The sequence below is a fragment of the Dongia deserti genome (assembly GCF_003574735.1).
In the GTDB taxonomy this organism is placed as follows: Bacteria; Pseudomonadota; Alphaproteobacteria; order Dongiales; family Dongiaceae; genus Dongia_A; species Dongia_A deserti.
The window spans coordinates 108,406-124,364 of the sequence record NZ_QORW01000007.1; the positions used below are offsets into that span (position 1 = coordinate 108,406).

General features: G+C 64.7%; 14 protein-coding genes. 5 read left to right on the plus strand and 9 right to left on the minus strand.

Annotated features, from left to right (window positions below):
• Positions 1–480: 480 nt before the first annotated feature.
• Positions 481–1,206: a response regulator transcription factor CtrA gene (gene ctrA, locus DTX69_RS12590; protein WP_119301897.1), complete on the minus strand. Its 726-nt coding sequence runs from the start codon at positions 1,204–1,206 to the stop codon at positions 481–483.
• Positions 1,207–1,501: 295 nt separating this feature from the next.
• Between ctrA and fliI the strand changes: the two genes are divergently transcribed.
• Together fliI and DTX69_RS12600 are read left to right on the plus strand one after the other, a co-directional pair.
• A complete protein-coding gene (gene fliI, locus DTX69_RS12595; RefSeq protein WP_119301898.1) occupies positions 1,502–2,893 on the plus strand; it encodes a flagellar protein export ATPase FliI in 1,392 nt (463 codons plus the stop codon).
• Positions 2,890–3,303, plus strand: a complete 414-nt coding sequence (locus tag DTX69_RS12600) for a flagellar FliJ family protein (protein ID WP_119301899.1) — start codon at positions 2,890–2,892, stop codon at positions 3,301–3,303. The genes fliI and DTX69_RS12600 overlap by 4 nt, the downstream gene beginning before the upstream one ends.
• A 214-nt stretch (positions 3,304–3,517) precedes the next feature.
• Here DTX69_RS12600 and DTX69_RS12605 read toward each other — a convergent pair whose 3' ends face one another.
• The 3 genes from DTX69_RS12605 to DTX69_RS12615 all read right to left on the minus strand — a co-directional run bounded on the left by DTX69_RS12605 (position 3,518) and on the right by DTX69_RS12615 (position 6,561).
• The gene (locus DTX69_RS12605) at positions 3,518–4,342 is read right to left on the minus strand and encodes an ATP-binding cassette domain-containing protein (protein WP_119301900.1); all 825 of its coding nucleotides are present in this window, start codon (positions 4,340–4,342) and stop codon (positions 3,518–3,520) included.
• Positions 4,343–4,349: 7 nt separating this feature from the next.
• Positions 4,350–5,483, minus strand: coding sequence for an ABC transporter permease (locus DTX69_RS12610; RefSeq protein ID WP_119301901.1), 1,134 nt, complete (start codon positions 5,481–5,483; stop codon positions 4,350–4,352).
• Positions 5,484–5,583: 100 nt separating this feature from the next.
• Positions 5,584–6,561: a sugar ABC transporter substrate-binding protein gene (locus DTX69_RS12615; RefSeq protein WP_119301902.1), complete on the minus strand. Its 978-nt coding sequence runs from the start codon at positions 6,559–6,561 to the stop codon at positions 5,584–5,586.
• A 662-nt stretch (positions 6,562–7,223) separates the two neighbouring features.
• Here DTX69_RS12615 and DTX69_RS12620 point away from each other — a divergent pair.
• A complete protein-coding gene (locus DTX69_RS12620; protein ID WP_162917118.1) occupies positions 7,224–7,907 on the plus strand; it encodes a hypothetical protein in 684 nt (227 codons plus the stop codon).
• Between the two features lie 82 nt (positions 7,908–7,989).
• On the opposite strand, the gene DTX69_RS12625 is transcribed toward DTX69_RS12620, so the two are convergent.
• Positions 7,990–8,766: an SAM hydrolase/SAM-dependent halogenase family protein gene (locus DTX69_RS12625; RefSeq protein WP_322090889.1), complete on the minus strand. Its 777-nt coding sequence runs from the start codon at positions 8,764–8,766 to the stop codon at positions 7,990–7,992.
• Between the two features lie 204 nt (positions 8,767–8,970).
• Between DTX69_RS12625 and msrB the strand changes: the two genes are divergently transcribed.
• Positions 8,971–9,429: a peptide-methionine (R)-S-oxide reductase MsrB gene (gene msrB / locus DTX69_RS12630; RefSeq protein WP_284735726.1), complete on the plus strand. Its 459-nt coding sequence runs from the start codon at positions 8,971–8,973 to the stop codon at positions 9,427–9,429.
• Positions 9,430–9,546: 117 nt separating this feature from the next.
• Positions 9,547–10,179, plus strand: coding sequence for a peptide-methionine (S)-S-oxide reductase MsrA (msrA, locus tag DTX69_RS12635; protein WP_284735727.1), 633 nt, complete (start codon positions 9,547–9,549; stop codon positions 10,177–10,179).
• A 4-nt stretch (positions 10,180–10,183) separates the two neighbouring features.
• Here msrA and DTX69_RS12640 read toward each other — a convergent pair whose 3' ends face one another.
• From DTX69_RS12640 to flhA, 4 genes are read right to left on the minus strand one after another with little or no spacing between them, the layout of a single operon-like run.
• The gene (locus DTX69_RS12640; RefSeq protein ID WP_119301906.1) at positions 10,184–12,028 is read right to left on the minus strand and encodes a hypothetical protein; all 1,845 of its coding nucleotides are present in this window, start codon (positions 12,026–12,028) and stop codon (positions 10,184–10,186) included.
• 13 nt (positions 12,029–12,041) lie between these two features.
• The gene (locus DTX69_RS12645; protein ID WP_284735728.1) at positions 12,042–12,836 is read right to left on the minus strand and encodes a MinD/ParA family protein; all 795 of its coding nucleotides are present in this window, start codon (positions 12,834–12,836) and stop codon (positions 12,042–12,044) included.
• A complete protein-coding gene (locus DTX69_RS12650) occupies positions 12,833–13,810 on the minus strand; it encodes a flagellar biosynthesis protein FlhF (RefSeq protein ID WP_119301907.1) in 978 nt (325 codons plus the stop codon). Before DTX69_RS12650 ends, DTX69_RS12645 begins: the two co-directional genes overlap by 4 nt.
• Positions 13,811–13,819: 9 nt before the next feature.
• Positions 13,820–15,940, minus strand: coding sequence for a flagellar biosynthesis protein FlhA (flhA, locus tag DTX69_RS12655; RefSeq protein WP_119301908.1), 2,121 nt, complete (start codon positions 15,938–15,940; stop codon positions 13,820–13,822).
• Positions 15,941–15,959 lie beyond the last annotated feature (19 nt).

Below are 15,959 nucleotides of genomic sequence, written 5' to 3' on the forward strand. Positions count from 1 at the left end.
CTCTGGTTTTGATCGGAGCAAGGCGAAAGCAGCCTCCCCGGCGGGATCGATGTGCCAGAAGAAGGTATGGTTCTGTCTCGTCCCGTCAGCCAATTGCTCGGTGAAGAAATCGTAGATCAGCGGAAACTTTCCGCCGGCAGGAAGGTCCATGAAAGTGGGGGCGATAGCCTGACTGCGCCGTGAGACGATTGTTCCAGCCGCCTTCGCCGCCGGACCATCGATTGGAGGTCGACCGGGCATCGACCGGATGCAGAGGCCGGTTCCGTCGGCCCCGGCCGCCCCAGCATCCAGATTGAGAACGAGGACAATCAGCAGGTATCGAAGCGATGCTCTCATGCGGACTACATCAGTCTGCGAAATAGGTGGAAGTATGGCTATCGAGCGAAATCATCTGTACGGAGCGGCAGTTCGCCATGAATAGGCCATAAAATGGCATCGCCGGGCGAAAGCCCGGCGATTTGTCTTGATCGGTTGGACGAGCTAAGCGCTGGCGCCTTCGACCTTCTTGGCGCCGTTGCCGGTTCGGGCCTCTTCGGGATCCCGCAGCACGTAGCCGCGGCCCCAGACCGTCTCGATGTAGTTCTCGCCGCCGGTAGCATTGCTGAGCTTCTTGCGAAGCTTGCAGACGAACACATCGATGATCTTCAGCTCCGGCTCGTCCATCCCACCATAGAGGTGGTTGAGGAACATCTCCTTGGTCAGGGTCGTGCCCTTGCGCAGGGAGAGGAGCTCGAGGATTCCGTATTCCTTTCCGGTCAGATGCAGCGGCTGGTTCTCCACCTCGACGGTGCGCGTGTCGAGGTTAACCGTCAGCTTGCCGGTCTTGATCACCGATTCCGAATGGCCCTTGGAGCGACGCACGATCGCCTGGATGCGCGCCAGCAGCTCGCGCCGGTCGAAGGGCTTCGTCAGGTAATCGTCGGCGCCGAAGCCGAGACCTTTGATCTTATTGTCCAGCTCCGATAGACCGGACAAGATCAGGATTGGCGTATTGACACGCGAGGAGCGCAGGCGGCGCAACACCTCGTACCCGTCGATATCCGGCAGCATCAAATCCAGGATGATGATGTCGTAATCGTAAAGCTTGCCGATCTCGAGCCCGTCTTCGCCGAGGTCGGTCGTGTCAACAATGTAGCCCTCAGACTTGAGGATCAGTTCGATGCTCTGAGCGGTGTTGGCATCGTCTTCAACTAGCAACACTCGCATGGCCCCAAACTCCCAGCGATAGCTCACGACGACATTAATACAGATAAATGTTAACCATTTATCCCCAGGAAAGTAAAGCAATGATCGCAGAAAGCCGCAGATTTCCGTGGGTGGCGCACCAATTATCCACAGCCCGCCAGTTCGGTCTACATCTCATTTTCGGTAGTTAACTCATTGATAACTCTCCGGGAATTTGTAGCACGCCTGAGCTTAACTTTAACCGCTGGTTAATCACGTTTGGCTAGAGTCGCAGGCGAGGGTCACACTTACTGGGGCAACTTGGGCAATTTGGGGCATGGCGCACGCGCTCCCAATCGAAGACATCCTGCACGACATTGAGCGAATCCCCGACCGACGCGTCTACGGCCGCGTCGCGGCGATCCTTGGCATGCTGGTGGAGATCGCCGGCATCGATGGATCGCTCGCCATCGGGGCGCGCTGCGACCTGCTTGACCGGGCCAATCGCCGGATCGGTTGCGAGGTGGTCGGTTTCCGGAACGGCCGTGCCCTGGCTCTGGCCTTCGGCGCGCTGGAAGGCGTCGGGCTGGGCAGCAAGGCCATCGTGGTCGAGAACGATCCGGTGGCGTGGCCGAGTCGCGCCTGGCTCGGCCGGGTGATCAACGCGCTGGGCGAGCCGATCGACGGCAAGGGGCCGCTGCCTGCCGGTAAGATCCCGATGCGGATCCGCAATGTCCCACCGCCAGCGCATGCTCGTGGCCGGGTCGGCGAGAAGATCGATCTCGGCGTCCGCTCGATCAACACGTTCGCGACGTGCTGCCGCGGGCAGCGCATGGGCATCTTCGCCGCCTCGGGCGTCGGCAAGTCGGTGCTGCTGTCGATGATGGCGCGCTATGCCTCGCTCGACGTCAACGTCATCGGCCTGATCGGTGAGCGCGGCCGCGAGGTGCAGGAGTTCATCGAGGACGAGCTTGGTCCGGAGGGCCTGGCGCGCAGTGTCATCGTGGTGGCGACGTCGGATGAATCGCCCTTGATGCGCCGCCAGGCGGCGCAGATGAGCTTGACGGTCGCCGAATATTTCCGCGACCAGGGTGACCACGTGCTGTGCATGATGGACAGCGTCACGCGCTTCGCGATGGCGATGCGGGAGATCGGCCTGTCGGTCGGCGAGCCGCCGGCGAGCAAGGGCTATACGCCTTCCACCTTCGCGGAGCTGCCGCGCCTCCTGGAGCGCGCTGGACCGGGCCTTTCCGGATCCGGCAGCATCACGGGGCTCTTCACGGTCTTGGTCGAGGGTGACGATCACAACGAGCCGGTCGCCGATGCGGTGCGCGGCATCCTCGACGGCCACATCGTGCTGGAACGCAGCATAGCGGAGCGCGGCCGCTATCCAGCGGTCAATGTGCTGCGATCGCTCTCGCGCACCATGCCGAACTGCAACACCGACGCGGAGACGGAGATCGTGCGGCGCGCGCGCCAGCATCTGTCGGTCTACGAGGATATGGCGGAGCTGATCCGCCTCGGCGCCTACCGCAAGGGCACCGACCCGCAGGTGGACGAGGCGATCCGGCTATTCGAGCCGCTCGAGATATTCCTCGGCCAGAGGCGGTCCGACCGGACCGACCTTCAGACCGGCTACAACCTGCTCGCCGACATTGTCGGCCTGCCGCATCCTGATGCCGAGCCACCGGCCAAGATTGGCAAGATCGGGCCCAAGGTGATCTCGTGAGCGGGCTCGACCAGCTGATACGGCTGCAGCGCTGGACGCTGGACGAGAAGCGGCGCCAGGCCAGCGATCTCGAGCTGCTGATCGAGCGGCTGGTGCAGGACATCAACAAGCTCGACGACCAGGTCGAGCGCGAAATCGAAGCCTCGCGCGCCAATATCGAGCTGCAGCGTCAGCTGCCCGGCTATCGGCAGATGATGAAGGGCCGCCGCGAACGGCTCGACAAATCGCTGCACGACCTGCGCGGCGAGCTGGAGAAGCTGCGCGAGCAGATCACCGAGGCCTTCTCCGAGCTCAAGAAGACCGAGCAGACCGTGAAGAACCGCGAGCAGCGCCAGCGCCTCGCCGAACGCCGCAAGGAGCAGGCCGCCAACGACGAGGTCGGCCTACAGCTGCACCGGCGGAAGGGGTGACGGCGGCCCTTCTCCGGGCGCCAAGGGCTATCGCATATGAAGAACGCGCGCTGCGATCTCCTCCTCCAAATTGGGGAGGTTAGGGAAGGGGAAGCCGCGTTTCGGTGGGGACAGTTATCGCTCTCTTCCCCACCCTGACCCTCCCCCAGTGTGGGGGAGGGGAATGATGCTCGGTTGCCTAAGTGCGATGACCGCGCCTTCGCGCCCGCATCTCTCAGACGGTTCCGCCCAGCTCCTCGTCGAGCTGCTGGAGCTCCTTGTCGCCGGCCATCATGATCTGCAGCCGGTCCAGCGTGATCTCCGACTTCTTGAACGTGCCGAGCGTCTTGCCGCGGTTGAGGATCGTGAAGCGGTCGCCGACGGCGTAGGCGTGGCGGACGTTGTGCGTGATGAAGATGATCCCCAGCCCCTTCTGCCGCAGTTGGCGGACATATTTCAGGACCATCGAGGTCTGGGCGACGCCGAGCGCTGAGGTCGGCTCGTCGAGGATCAACACCTTGGCGCCGAAATGGACCGCGCGCGCGATGGCGACGCACTGGCGCTCGCCACCGGACAGCGTGCCGACGTGCTGCTGCGGATCACGCACGTTGATGCCGATCTGGCGCATCTCCTCGCGTGCGATCTGGTCGGCATGCTCCATGTCGATGAAGGAGAACGGGCCGACGCGCCACTTCACCGGCTCGCGTCCCAGGAAGAAGTTGCGGGTGATCGAGAGCAACGGGATCATCGCCAGATCCTGGTAGACCGTCGCAATGCCGCGATCGAGCGCGTCGCGCGGGCTGCCGAAGGAAACCTGCTCGCCTTCGACCATGAAATCGCCATTGGTGGGACGGAATACCCCCGAGAGTGTCTTGATCAGTGTCGATTTGCCGGCGCCATTGTCGCCGAGCAGGCAGTGCACCTCGCCCGCATGGAGGGTAAGCGAAACACCGGCCAGCGCGATCACCGGCCCGAAATGCTTCACGAGGTTGTGGACCTCGATCAGCGCCCGTCCCGGCTGCGGGGTGGGCGCAATGGGGCGTATATCGGTGGCTGTCATCTCTCTGTCATCGCTCTGCCGTCACCCTGCGCCGGATCATGTTGTTGAACAGCACGGCCACCAGCAGCATCGTGCCGAGGAAGACGCGGAACCAGTCGTTGGGCACGCCGGTGTAGAGGATGCCCTGCTGCACGACGCCGAAGATCAGCGCGCCGAACATGGCGCCAATGATCGAGCCGTAGCCGCCGGTCAGGAGGCAGCCGCCGATCACCGCGGCGATGATTGCCTCGAACTCCTTGAGCAGGCCGCGGTCGGAGGCGGCCGAGCCGAACTCGAACACCTGGCAGGCGGCGTAGACCGTCGCGCAGAACGCGGTGAACATGAAAAGCGAGATCTTCACCCGGTTCACCGGCACGCCGACATTGCGCGCCGCATTGGCATCGCCGCCGGCGCCGAAGATCCAATTGCCCACCCTGGTCTTGGTCAGGATGATGTGCGCAGCGATCGCCAGCGCCAGCGCCCAGACGATCACCATCGGTATGCCGTTGACGATCGGCTCGCCGTTCGGCAGGCGATCAATCAGGTTGTTGCCGGCGAGCCAGACGAAGAACGAATTGCCGACCGTCCCGGCAAAGAGCCAGGTGACGAAGCTGTCGCCCGCGGCTTCCTTGACGCCGGAGACGATCGTGCGGTTGGAGAACAGAACAGACAACGCGATGGTCAAGCCGCGTAGGATATAGAGCGAAGCCAAGGTGACAATGAAGGACGGCAGGCCAGTGCGAACCGTGATCAGGCCGTTGAGGAAGCCGATGCCGAGCGCGCCCGCGAAGGCGAAGAGTACGCTAAGCTCGACGGGCCAGCCGAAATAGACGGTGGGCAGGGCCATCATCATCCCGGCAAAACCGATCATCGAACCGACCGAGAGGTCGAACTCGCCGCCAATCATCAAGAGCGCCGCGCCAATCGCCACGATCATGAGCTGGGCACTGACCGTCGCCCAGCTCATCATGCCATCGGCGGCGAACATGCCGGTATTGCCGGCCGTTGCACCGAAGAAGGCGAAGACGAGCACGACGCCGGCAAACGCACCGAGCGCCGGCCGGGCCATCAGGCGTTGGATCGGCGACTGGTGCGCCAGACGCTCGTCGCCGATGGTGGCGGCGGGTTTGCGATCTGGAGTGGCTGTGGACTGCTCTGCCATATGCGCTCGTGTCCTGCGAGATGTGGCATGGCGGGCGCAAGGCGCCCACGCGGATGTGGAGAGATGCCGGCGGGCTCGCGCCCGCCGGCGACCGCTGCGCCTAGCGATACTCGCCGGCGAGCTTCTCGACCAACTCGATGTTGGCCTTGGTGACGAAGCCGGGACCGGTGTTGATGTTGTTGGCCGGCATCACGCCATAGCGCGCATGTTGCGTGAGCAGCACCACAGGCAGGTAGCCCTGGAGATAGGGCTGCTGATCAATGGCGGCGTCCATGATGCCGTCCTTGATCGCCTGCGAGATGTCGCTGTCGAGGTCGAAGGTGATGAAGCTCTTGTACTTCTGGGCGGACGAGGTGTCGCGCAGCAGCTTGATCACCGGATCGGCCGAATTCGGGCCGAGCGTTAGAATGCCGTCGGTATCGGGATTGGCGGTCAGATAGGCCTTCACACGGTTATAGACCTCGGTCGGGTCCTGGCCGGAATCGAGCATCTGGCTGCCGAGCTTGACGCCCAGCGCGTCAGCATAACCCTGGCAGCGCTCAACCGAGGCCGTGTTGGTGATGTAGTGGTTGACGCACACGAACTTCGTCACTCCGGCTTCTTTCGCGCGTTCGCCGGCACCCTTGCCCGCGTCGTATTCCGGCTGGCCGATATGCATCAGCGCGCCGATCTTCTTCGACTCTTCGGCCGTGCCGGAATTGACGGTCAGGACGGGAATGCCCTTGGCGAGGGCGGCCTTGAGCGGACCTTCCAGGACGCCGTAGTCAGCGATCGTGCTGATGATGCCGGTCGGGTTGGACGCGGTCGCCTGCTCGATGATGCGCGCCATGTCGGCGATGTCGCCGGTCGAGGGGTTGCGATACTCGACCTTCACGCCGAGATCCTTCTCGGCGTTCTTCAGCGCGTTCTTGATCGTGTTCCACCACGAATCCGAATCCGGCGCATGGCTGACGAAGACGAAGCGCTCGCCTTCGGCGCTGGCGGTGGTGGCGAAGCCAACCAGGGGCAGCGTCAACGCTGCCGCGAGTAGGGCTCTTCGAATGATTCCGGTCTTCACGTGCTTATCCTCCTGTCGCATGTGAGCCGCCATCACGGCGATGGCCGACGCGTTGGAAGCGCACCTTCTCCCGGCGCCGCTGGGCGGGCCAGGAGCCATCCGTCGCCTGGAGTCCGGGTTCTTGACCGCGCGCGGGCTGCAAGCCGGTCGCAGCCTCCGCAATAGGAACGAGCCATTTCGCCGATTTCGGCGGGCGGCCCACCCTTCCTCCCAACGGGCGCGGAATGTTTGCGCCTCTGTTTTCATTTTCTTGGAATATATATTCCACGGAGCCGGTGCGGGAGTCAATACGCCTGCGGCACCAGGCGTGCCTGTTCCGCGCGGCGCAGCCGGCCCCTCAGCGGACGCGGTATTTGCTGGCGTAATGCGTGCGAAGGATCTTTCGCACCTGCTGTGCGACGCGCGTGTTGGCGCCGACCAGCCGATCGCTGCGGGAGCCTTGAGGCTTCGGTCCTTCGGTGCTTTGTTTCCGTGGCTTACGTGCCATGGCGCAGAGCTGGGATGGAGCTGGCGCCCATTCAAGAACGCCATTACACACGAAACAAAGGTGAATTCGTGCGCAGGTCAGGCCAGTGGTGCCGCACCTAGTAACGAATACCCGTTCCGGTCTTTGACCGCCTTGACCGCCCTTTGAACTTGCCGTTAGACGGGGCCATGGGACCATCACAGTATGCGAGGTCTCCATGGTACATGCAGAAGAAGGAACGCGGGTAGCAGGAGTTTGGCTTGCGATCGCCTCTCCGCTATTGGCAGCTGCGCTGGTCGGCCATGGGCCGATCCATCCTGACATGAGTCAGCAGATGGGCGTCATCGCCGATGGGCCCGTCCGATGGGCGATCGTCCATTGGGCTTCCGCGGCATCGCTATCGCTGTTCGCGCTGACAGGTCTCATCGTGCTGGTGGCCAAGTCGCGACTGACCGAGGCGTGGTGGACGATGTCTGCCTGGGGCGTGCTTACTATTGGCGCGCTCTGGACTATGACGACCGCCGTTGCCGAGGCCACCGTAGTCGCTACCGCCGCCGCTGCCGGGGACACGCCAACTTTCGAGGCCTGGTGGGCATTTTCCGAGGGAAAGGCCACTGGTTTTATGTTCCTGGCGTTAGCCGTTGCCGTCATCGCCGGCAACGAGGCGCAGACCGCTCGCCGAGCCACACCGGCCTGGGCGTCGTACGTTGCAGTCGTCGCCGGGATTGGAGCCTTCCTCGGCTGGCCCCTGGGCATGTGGTTCGGCATCACCGTGGGCAGCTTCATCTGGGTCGCGGCATCGCTGGTTATGTCGCTGTGGACACTCTGGTTCGGCTTGCGTTTGGCGCTGACTGCGGTCTCACAACGGAGCGAAGTTGAACCTGCGGCAGGAGTGCAGTGAGCGCCCCGCTCGCTGCCCAGGCGGGGAGGCGGCTAGAAAATCGTCGACGACCAGCAGGACCTCGTCTTGCGTGTAGTGGGGTTCAAGAAAGGAACCCGACGGGGCTGCCGATTGACAGGCCGAGGCCGCGGTCCGCCCGGCCCTGGTTGACGGCGATCTCCGCCAGGCCGTTGGAGTTTTCGTACCAGAATGCGCCGCCGGGCGGCAAGTCGCCGAAGGTCCGCGCGGGCTGCAGCACGCGGCCGGCGACGGCCAAGCGTGTGCCGGGAGCCAGGTGCGCGGCCCTGATGCCTGTCATGGCGTTGCCGTAGTGATCAATGTAGATGATCTCGCCGAGATCATCGGGCCAGTCCGGCCGGCGCTCCGCGCCTTCCGTGCGTGGCCGCCCGGGCGGCGGCTCGCCCCGCGCCAGCATGCCCGCGACCGGTGCGAACAAGTCGCGCCCGTGAAAGCTGGCGGAGAGCCGTTCGGGTTTCCAGTCGATGTCCCAACTCTGCTTGTCCCCAGCACGACGCTGCACCAACTCGAAGAGGCCATTGCCGGGGCCGACATACCAACGACCATCGGCTTCGACGATGATGGGTGGTCGCGGCCCACCCACGCCGGGGTCGACGACACAGACAAAGACGGAGCCCGCCTGGAACCAATCGTCATAGGCCGCCAGCAGGTAGGCTGAGGCCTTGGGATTGCCGGCTGGCGCATCGGCGAACAGGTCGATAATGGGTATGCCCGGTGCGCTCTGGTGGAGCACCGCCTTCATCTGCCCGGTGTAAGGGCCGTGCAGGCCAAAATCCGTGAACAGCACGATCATGCGGGCCAGCATGCCCCAGCGCGCGGCCGCCCTGCAACGATCGCGCATTTCGAGGACCGGCCCATTCGGCAAGCCCCGGGAGCATTGCGTCATGCCGCCGTGTTTATTTCACAGGTGCGTGACCATCGCCGGTCGCGTGCTGACATAGCGAGATCACAGTCACTAGATAGGGATAGCCGGCTGCGATCGAATCTGTGATCCGAAAGGTTCTTTGCCATGATCACCAGGCGATGGCTTTTGGCGGGAGGCGCGATGGCTGCGGTCACTGCGGCAGCGGCGCAGCGTTGGTGGATTCGTGCGCCCCAGGCCAACCAGGTTTTCGAAATTGTCCACAGCGATGACGAGTGGCGCAGGCTGCTGACACCGGAGCAATATGCAGTACTGCGGGAGGGCGCAACGGAGCCGCCTTTCAGCAGCCCGCTTCTGCACGAAGAGCGGCGTGGCGCTTTCGCCTGCGCCGGCTGCGGCCTGGATCTTTTTTCATCGACGACAAAGTTCGACAGCGGCACCGGCTGGCCGAGCTTCTGGGCGCCGCTCGACAATGCAGTCAACGAGACCGAGGATACCAGCTTCTTCATGGTCCGGACGGAGGTCCAGTGCCACCGCTGTGGCGGCCATCTTGGCCATGTGTTCAACGATGGTCCGCAACCGACGGGTCTGCGCTATTGCATGAACGGCGTTGCGTTGGTCTTCAAGCCTGCCACGGCCTGAACGGGGAGACGGACAATGTCACAATTGAATTGGCGAATATTTCTGCGTATCAGGTCGTTGACTGGCATCGCGGCTGTCGTCGGGTTTTTCGCACTGGCGTCGTGGGCGGAACCGTCCGTGGCCGGGAATGCCCGCGTGATACCCGCGCCGGCAGTCGACGAGCAGCCGACACAGTCGACCGCGGAGACTGCGGTGCTGGCCGGCGGATGCTTCTGGGGCGTGCAGGGCGTCTTCCAACACGTCGCCGGCGTGACTCGCGCTGTTTCCGGTTACGCCGGCGGCCAAGCGGACACCGCCCAGTACGAGATGGTGAGCACCGGCGCGACCAGCCACGCCGAATCCGTGCAGATCACCTTCGATCCGAGCAGGATCAGCTATGGCGAGATCCTGCAGATCTATTTCTCGGTCGCCCATGACCCGACCCAGCTCAACTATCAGGGACCGGACACCGGCACCCAATATCGCTCAGCGATCTTTCCGATGAATGATCAGCAGGCGCGGGTGGCCAAGGCCTATATCGACCAGCTCAATCGGGCGCATATCTTCGGCGATGCGATCGTCACCACGATCGAGCAGGGCCGCACCTTCTATCCGGCCGAGGGCTATCACCAGGACTTCCTCACCCGGAACCCAACCCATCCCTACATTGTCCTCAATGATTTGCCGAAGGTCGAGAACCTGAAGCGCGTCTTCCCCGACGTGTATCGCGCCGATCCGGTCCTGGTGATGGCTGCTCAGCCCAGCAATTGACAATCTATGCTGACACCCGGGTCGCCGATTTCTCGATTTCTTCCAGCGGCGAGACTGGGAACTCCTTCACCTTCTGGAAGACGAGGTCGCCGCGGTAGTCGCCGAGCGTCAGGGCTTCGTGGAACAGCTCGGTGATGTCCTGCTTGAATTTCTGCGGCAGGACGATGTGGCTGCGCACCATCAGGTCGAACTGCTTCTCGCGCACCAGCCCGTCGAACTGGAACGGGCCCATCTTCGACATGTCGACTTCGACGATGAAGCGCGTGCCGGACTTCTCGTCTTTCGCATCTTTCTGGTCCTTGCGGCGATCGCGGCGGTAGAACAGGTTGATCTGCCGGATCGTGCCGTCATCCAGGATCGGGATGAAACAGCAACGCCAGTCGATGCCCGGGCGCTCCTGCGCCAGAGTCGAGACCTGCGCGAGTTCCTGGCGGATCTTGCGCGCGCTTTCATCGCGTGTGGTGCTGCCGGAGCGCGCAGCGACCAGGGCGCCCAGCAGCGCGTCCGCATCGTTGGCGCGGATCGCCTGCATGGCCGCGACCAGTCCCGCTGCCAGTCTCGGCCCCGCTTGAGGCAGGCGGGCAAGCGCGGCCAGTGTATCGGCGTTGGTCACGCCCTGGCGCATCAGCGCGATGGCCTCCGCCAAGCTCGGCCAACCGCGCGCGATCGACAACAGCAGTTGCGGCAAGGACAGCGAGCCGGAGGGCAGCGCGGCTGCCGGCGCCGGCAGGATAGGCTCGATCGCCACCTTCAATTCGGCACCGACAGGCAGAGACACGTGACCCTGCAGGATGATGGCGCCTAAGGGTGAATGGAGAACGGCATTGCCCGAAGGCGTATAGCCGATGATCCGACCCGCCATCACGTGCTGCGCGCCAGAAGCGGGCGCCGACATTGCAAGCGCCTGTCCGGGTGCCGAGGCCATTGCAATCAACCGCAACCGCACCTCGGATCCAGTGGTCAGCGGGATCGGCAGCTTTGCACCTTGTGCCAGATTTTGGGCGAGGCCTTGCGGATTGCTTGGCGAGCTTGAGAGCAATGTACCCCTGACGTGGCTTGCCAGAGGTGGCGCGGCGCCGCCCGGCGGTGGCGGCGATGAAAAGAACAAGGCCTCAATCTTCGCCCGCACGTCCGTTTGCAGCGCGCTGACCAGTGCTCCGGGCAGAGTGCTGGCCTGCTGGACCTGCGCCGGAACAGGAGGCGCTCCCGGCTGATGGGACGCTGGCGTGGTTGGACCCGGCGCCGCACCCGCGGTAGCCGGCAGCGGGGTGCCAGAGGAAGCGGGCAGGGGAAGCCTCGTCCCCAGTTGCGCTGACGCCAACTGTGGCTGCGCGCTTGGCGGTCCAGGCAACAGCGAGCGGATGAGCTGGGCGAGCGTATCAGGTGCCGTTTGCACGATTGTGCCATGCAGCACGCTCCCGGCGATCGCGACAGGAGCCGGCGCCGGCGTGGTGCTGGTCGATGGCGGCGGCGCCTGAGTCTGGCCGGTACCGGGGCTGGCTGGTGGCGGCACGGCGCCGGTCCGTCCTCCCTGGCTGGTCGTGCCGCTCGTGGGTTGACTGTCTACCGCCAGGACCAGAACCTGCAGGCGATCGCCGGTAGCGCGCAATTCAAGCGTCACCTGGCTGCCGGTTGGAATGTTGGCAGGCGTGGAGAGCTTGACCGTGCCCTTGTCGGTCACGACCACCAGTAGGCCGTCGGGGTCGCGACCTTGCACAAGTCCCTTGACGATCGTGCCGTTGTCGAGCTGCGCCAGCTGGCGCGGCGGATCGGGAACGATCGCGGTGACGCTGGGCGCTTGTCCAGCGCTCGGCAGCCGCGGCGGCAGATTGATCGAGAACTCGCTCATCGCCGCCCGCTCATCATGATGCTTGCGCCAATTGCTGCGCGATGGCTTCCACGTCGCGTGCGGCCTCGCTGCTGGGGTGACGCGTCAACAGCGGGGCCTGCGCGCGGATCGCCTCGCGCACCTTCGGGTCGCGCCGCACGACCCCAAGCAATGGTGGCGTCATCTTCAGGAAGGTGTCGCAGGCCTTGGCCAGCGTCTTGTAGGTGCGCTCGCCCTCCGCCTTGCTGGCGGCGGCGTTCACCACGACTGACACCTTGGTCTTGGCGCCATCCTGCATCAGCAGCTTGATCAGCGCATAGGCGTCGGTAAGGGATGTCGGCTCATCGTTGGTGACCACGATCGTGCGCTGAGCTGCCCCAGCGAGATAGCGCACCGGCCGCTCGACGCCGGCGCCGAGATCGATCAGCACGCGGTCGTAGCGGCCGCTGAGATCGGCGATGCCGCGGCCGAAGCTGGTGAGCCGCGCGGGCGACAAGGTCGCCAGACTCGCCACGCCGGAACGGCCGGCGACGATGTCGAGGCCTGTTGGCTCGTGGCGCTGCGCAGCCTGGGCCAGTGGCACGTTGTTGTCGAGCACGTCCGCCAGATCCAGCTCGGGCGCAAGGCCGAGCTGGATGTCGACATTGGCGAGTCCGAGATCGCCGTCAATCAATACTGTGCGGCGACTAAGATTGGCGAGGGCATGCGCCAGCGTGATGGAGAGCCAGGTCTTTCCGACGCCGCCCTTGCCGGACGCCACGGCGATGGCATTGGCGATCGGAGCGGTCGCGGCCGTCGGAGCGGTGCGGCGGGTTTCCTGGATCATCATGCGGTACCGGAAAGCGATTTGTTATCGGAGGCGCCTGTGGTGCGCGTTTCGGCGCGACTCGCAGGCAGAATTAGACGGCAGAGCTGGTCCGCGCGCAATGCGGCAAGGCCCGACGCGATCTCGGGCGAGGTGCCGAGTCCCGCGAACGCAAGGCGTCCAGCCTCCGCCGCCGCCAGGATCCCGCCATAGCGCCGCGCCACATCCACCTTGGTGGCGACAAGGCGCGTGGCGCCCGCTTCAGCATAGGCGGCCGCGAGCTCCGCACTTTCGATCACATCGCCCCCCGCTGCCATGACCAACACGATCTCCGCGCCGGCCGCTTCGGCCCACTCGCGCAGCTGCGCCAGATCACCAGCCTTCAACGGATTGGTGCCGAGCGTGTCAATGAGGGTGAGGTCGCTGGTCTCGGTCTTCGCGACGGCGCGGCGCAACGTGGCCGCGTCCTTGGCGCGATAGGCAGGGATCTCCAGCGCCCTAGCATAGGTGGCGAGCTGCTCGATCGCGCCGGCCTTGGCCAGGTCGCAGGTGATTGCGGTCGCGGCCCAGCCATTGACCTTGGCGCGCGCTGCCAGCTTGGCGAGGGTCGCCGACTTGCCGGCGCCGGGAAGGCCGGCCAGCAGGATCGGCCTGCCAGGCTTGTGATCGGTGAGGGGCCGGAAGTCGAACCGCGCCCGCAGAGCCGCAGTCAGCACCTGCTGCGGGCTGCCGCCTTCCAACTCGCCGGCGGTCGCGAGCAGCCGATCGGCGAGTGCTCTCGGCACGCTGTGATAGTGCAAGGCGGTCTCGATGTCGTCTCCCGCGGCAGGCGCGGTGGCGGTTGCCGCGACCGAGCGAGCTGACTCGATCGCGGCGGTCAGCTTGACCTGCTTGCCGACCTGCTCGGTCGACAAGATCACGGCATCCTCTCCCAGAGCCGCGCGCACCTGGCGCATGGCCTCGCTGATGGATGGGGCTGTGAAGGTCCGAAGGCGCATGGATCAGCCCTAGATCTGTCCCAGCGTGCGGATGCGCGCGCGGGCGTGGATCTCGTTCTGCGACATCACTGTGGTAATGGGGCGGAACCGCTCGATGATCGAGCGCACATAGGGCCGGATTGCTGGGCTGGTCAGCAACACCGGGCTCTCGCCCATAATCGTGTAGCGTTCGAACGCCTGCCGGACCAGCTGAATGAACTGCTGCAAGGTGGTCGGCGCCATCACCAGCTGTTTCTCTTCGCCGTCGCCGTGCAGCGCGTCGCTAAAGGCCTGCTCCCATTCCGGCGACAGTGTGAGGATCGGGATGACGCCGGTCTGGTCGGTGGAAGCATCGCTGATCTGGCGGGCAAGGCGCGCACGCACATGCTCGGTGATCGAGGTGACGTTGCGCGAGTAGCCGCACGCCTCCGCGATGCCTTCCAGCACGTTCGGCAGATCGCGGATCGACACGCGCTCGCCGAGCAGGGCCTGCAGCACGCGCTGCACGCCGCTGACGGAGATCTGGCCGGGGATGAGATCGGCGACCAGCTTCTGATGCTCCTTGGGCAGTTCGTCGAGTAGCTTCTGCGTCTCGGCGTGCGAGAGCAGCTCGGACATGTTGTCTTTGATGAGCTCCGTGAGGTGCGTGGTGATGACCGTCGAGGGATCGACCACCGTATACCCGCGGAACAACGCCTCCTCGCGCAGGGTCGGGTCGACCCACATCGCCGGCAGGCCGAAGGTCGGCTCGACCGTCTCTTCGCCGGCGAGGTTGATCTTGTCGCCGCGCGGATCCATGACCAGCAGCATGTTGGGCCGCAGATCGCCGCGCCCGGCCTCGATCTCCTTCACGCGCACGACGTAGGAATTGGCGTTGATCTGAAGGTTGTCCTGGATGCGGACGGCCGGCAGGATGAAGCCCATCTCGCTAGCCAACTGCCGGCGCAGGGCCTTGATCTGGTCGGTCAGGCGATGGCCTTGCTCGGCGTTGATGAGGCCGAGCAGGCCGTAGCCCAGCTCGATCCGCACGGCGTCGATCGAAAGCGCGGTGGAGATCGGCTCCTCCATGACCGGCGCGGCGGCGGCCTGTTGAGCCTGCTCCGCAACGGCTTCCACCGTGACCCGGCGCTGCCGCCGGGCGATCAGGAATGCGCCGCCGCCGGCGAGCCCAGCCAACAGCAGGAAGGGCAGGGCGGGAATCCCGGGCAGCACAGCCATCGTCGCCATCAGGAACGAGGCCATGCCAAGTGCGGCGGGATAGCTCGACAACTGAGAGAACAGCGCCTTGTCGGTCGACCCGTCGACACCCGCCTTGGTGACGAGCATACCTGCGGCGGTCGAGACGATCAGGGCAGGGACCTGGGTGACGAGGCCGTCGCCGACGGTCAGCAGCGTGTAGGACTTTGCGGCATCGCCCATCGAGAGGTCCTGCTGCGCCACGCCGATGATGATGCCGCCGACGATGTTGATGAGCGTGATGATGAGGCCGGCGATCGCGTCGCCGCGCACGAACTTGGCGGCGCCGTCCATCGAGCCGAAGAAGTTGCTTTCGTCCTCCAGCGCCTTGCGGCGGGCGCGGGCGTCCTTCTCGTCGATCAGGCCGGCGGAGAGGTCGGCGTCGATCGCCATCTGCTTGCCGGGCATGGCGTCCAGGCTGAAGCGAGCCGATACTTCGGCGATACGGCCCGAACCCTTGGTGATGACGACGAAGTTGACCAACACCAGGATCGCGAACACGATCAAGCCGATGACGTAGTTGCCAGCCATGATGAAGCCGCCGAAGGCTTCGATCACGTGGCCGGCCGCGTCGCTGCCTTCGTGCCCGTAGGTCAGGATCAGGCGTGTCGAGGCGAGATTGAGCGACAGCCTGGTCATCGTGACGATGAGCAGAACGGTCGGGAAGGTGCTGAAGTCGAGCGGCTTCTGGATGAACAGCACCACCATCAGGATGAGGACCGATGCGGTGATCGAGAAGGCGAGGCAGATGTCCAGCATCCAAGCCGGCATCGGCAGGATGAGGACCGCGAGAATGAAGATGAGTCCGCCGGCGAGCATGATCTCGCCGCGCCGCAGCGTCCTGGCGAGCTGGCCAAGCCAGGCCGGCGCGCCCGTCCCGCCAGCGTTGGCCCCGCTATTGCCGGTATCCGCCATCTGATCCGATCCTTACTGG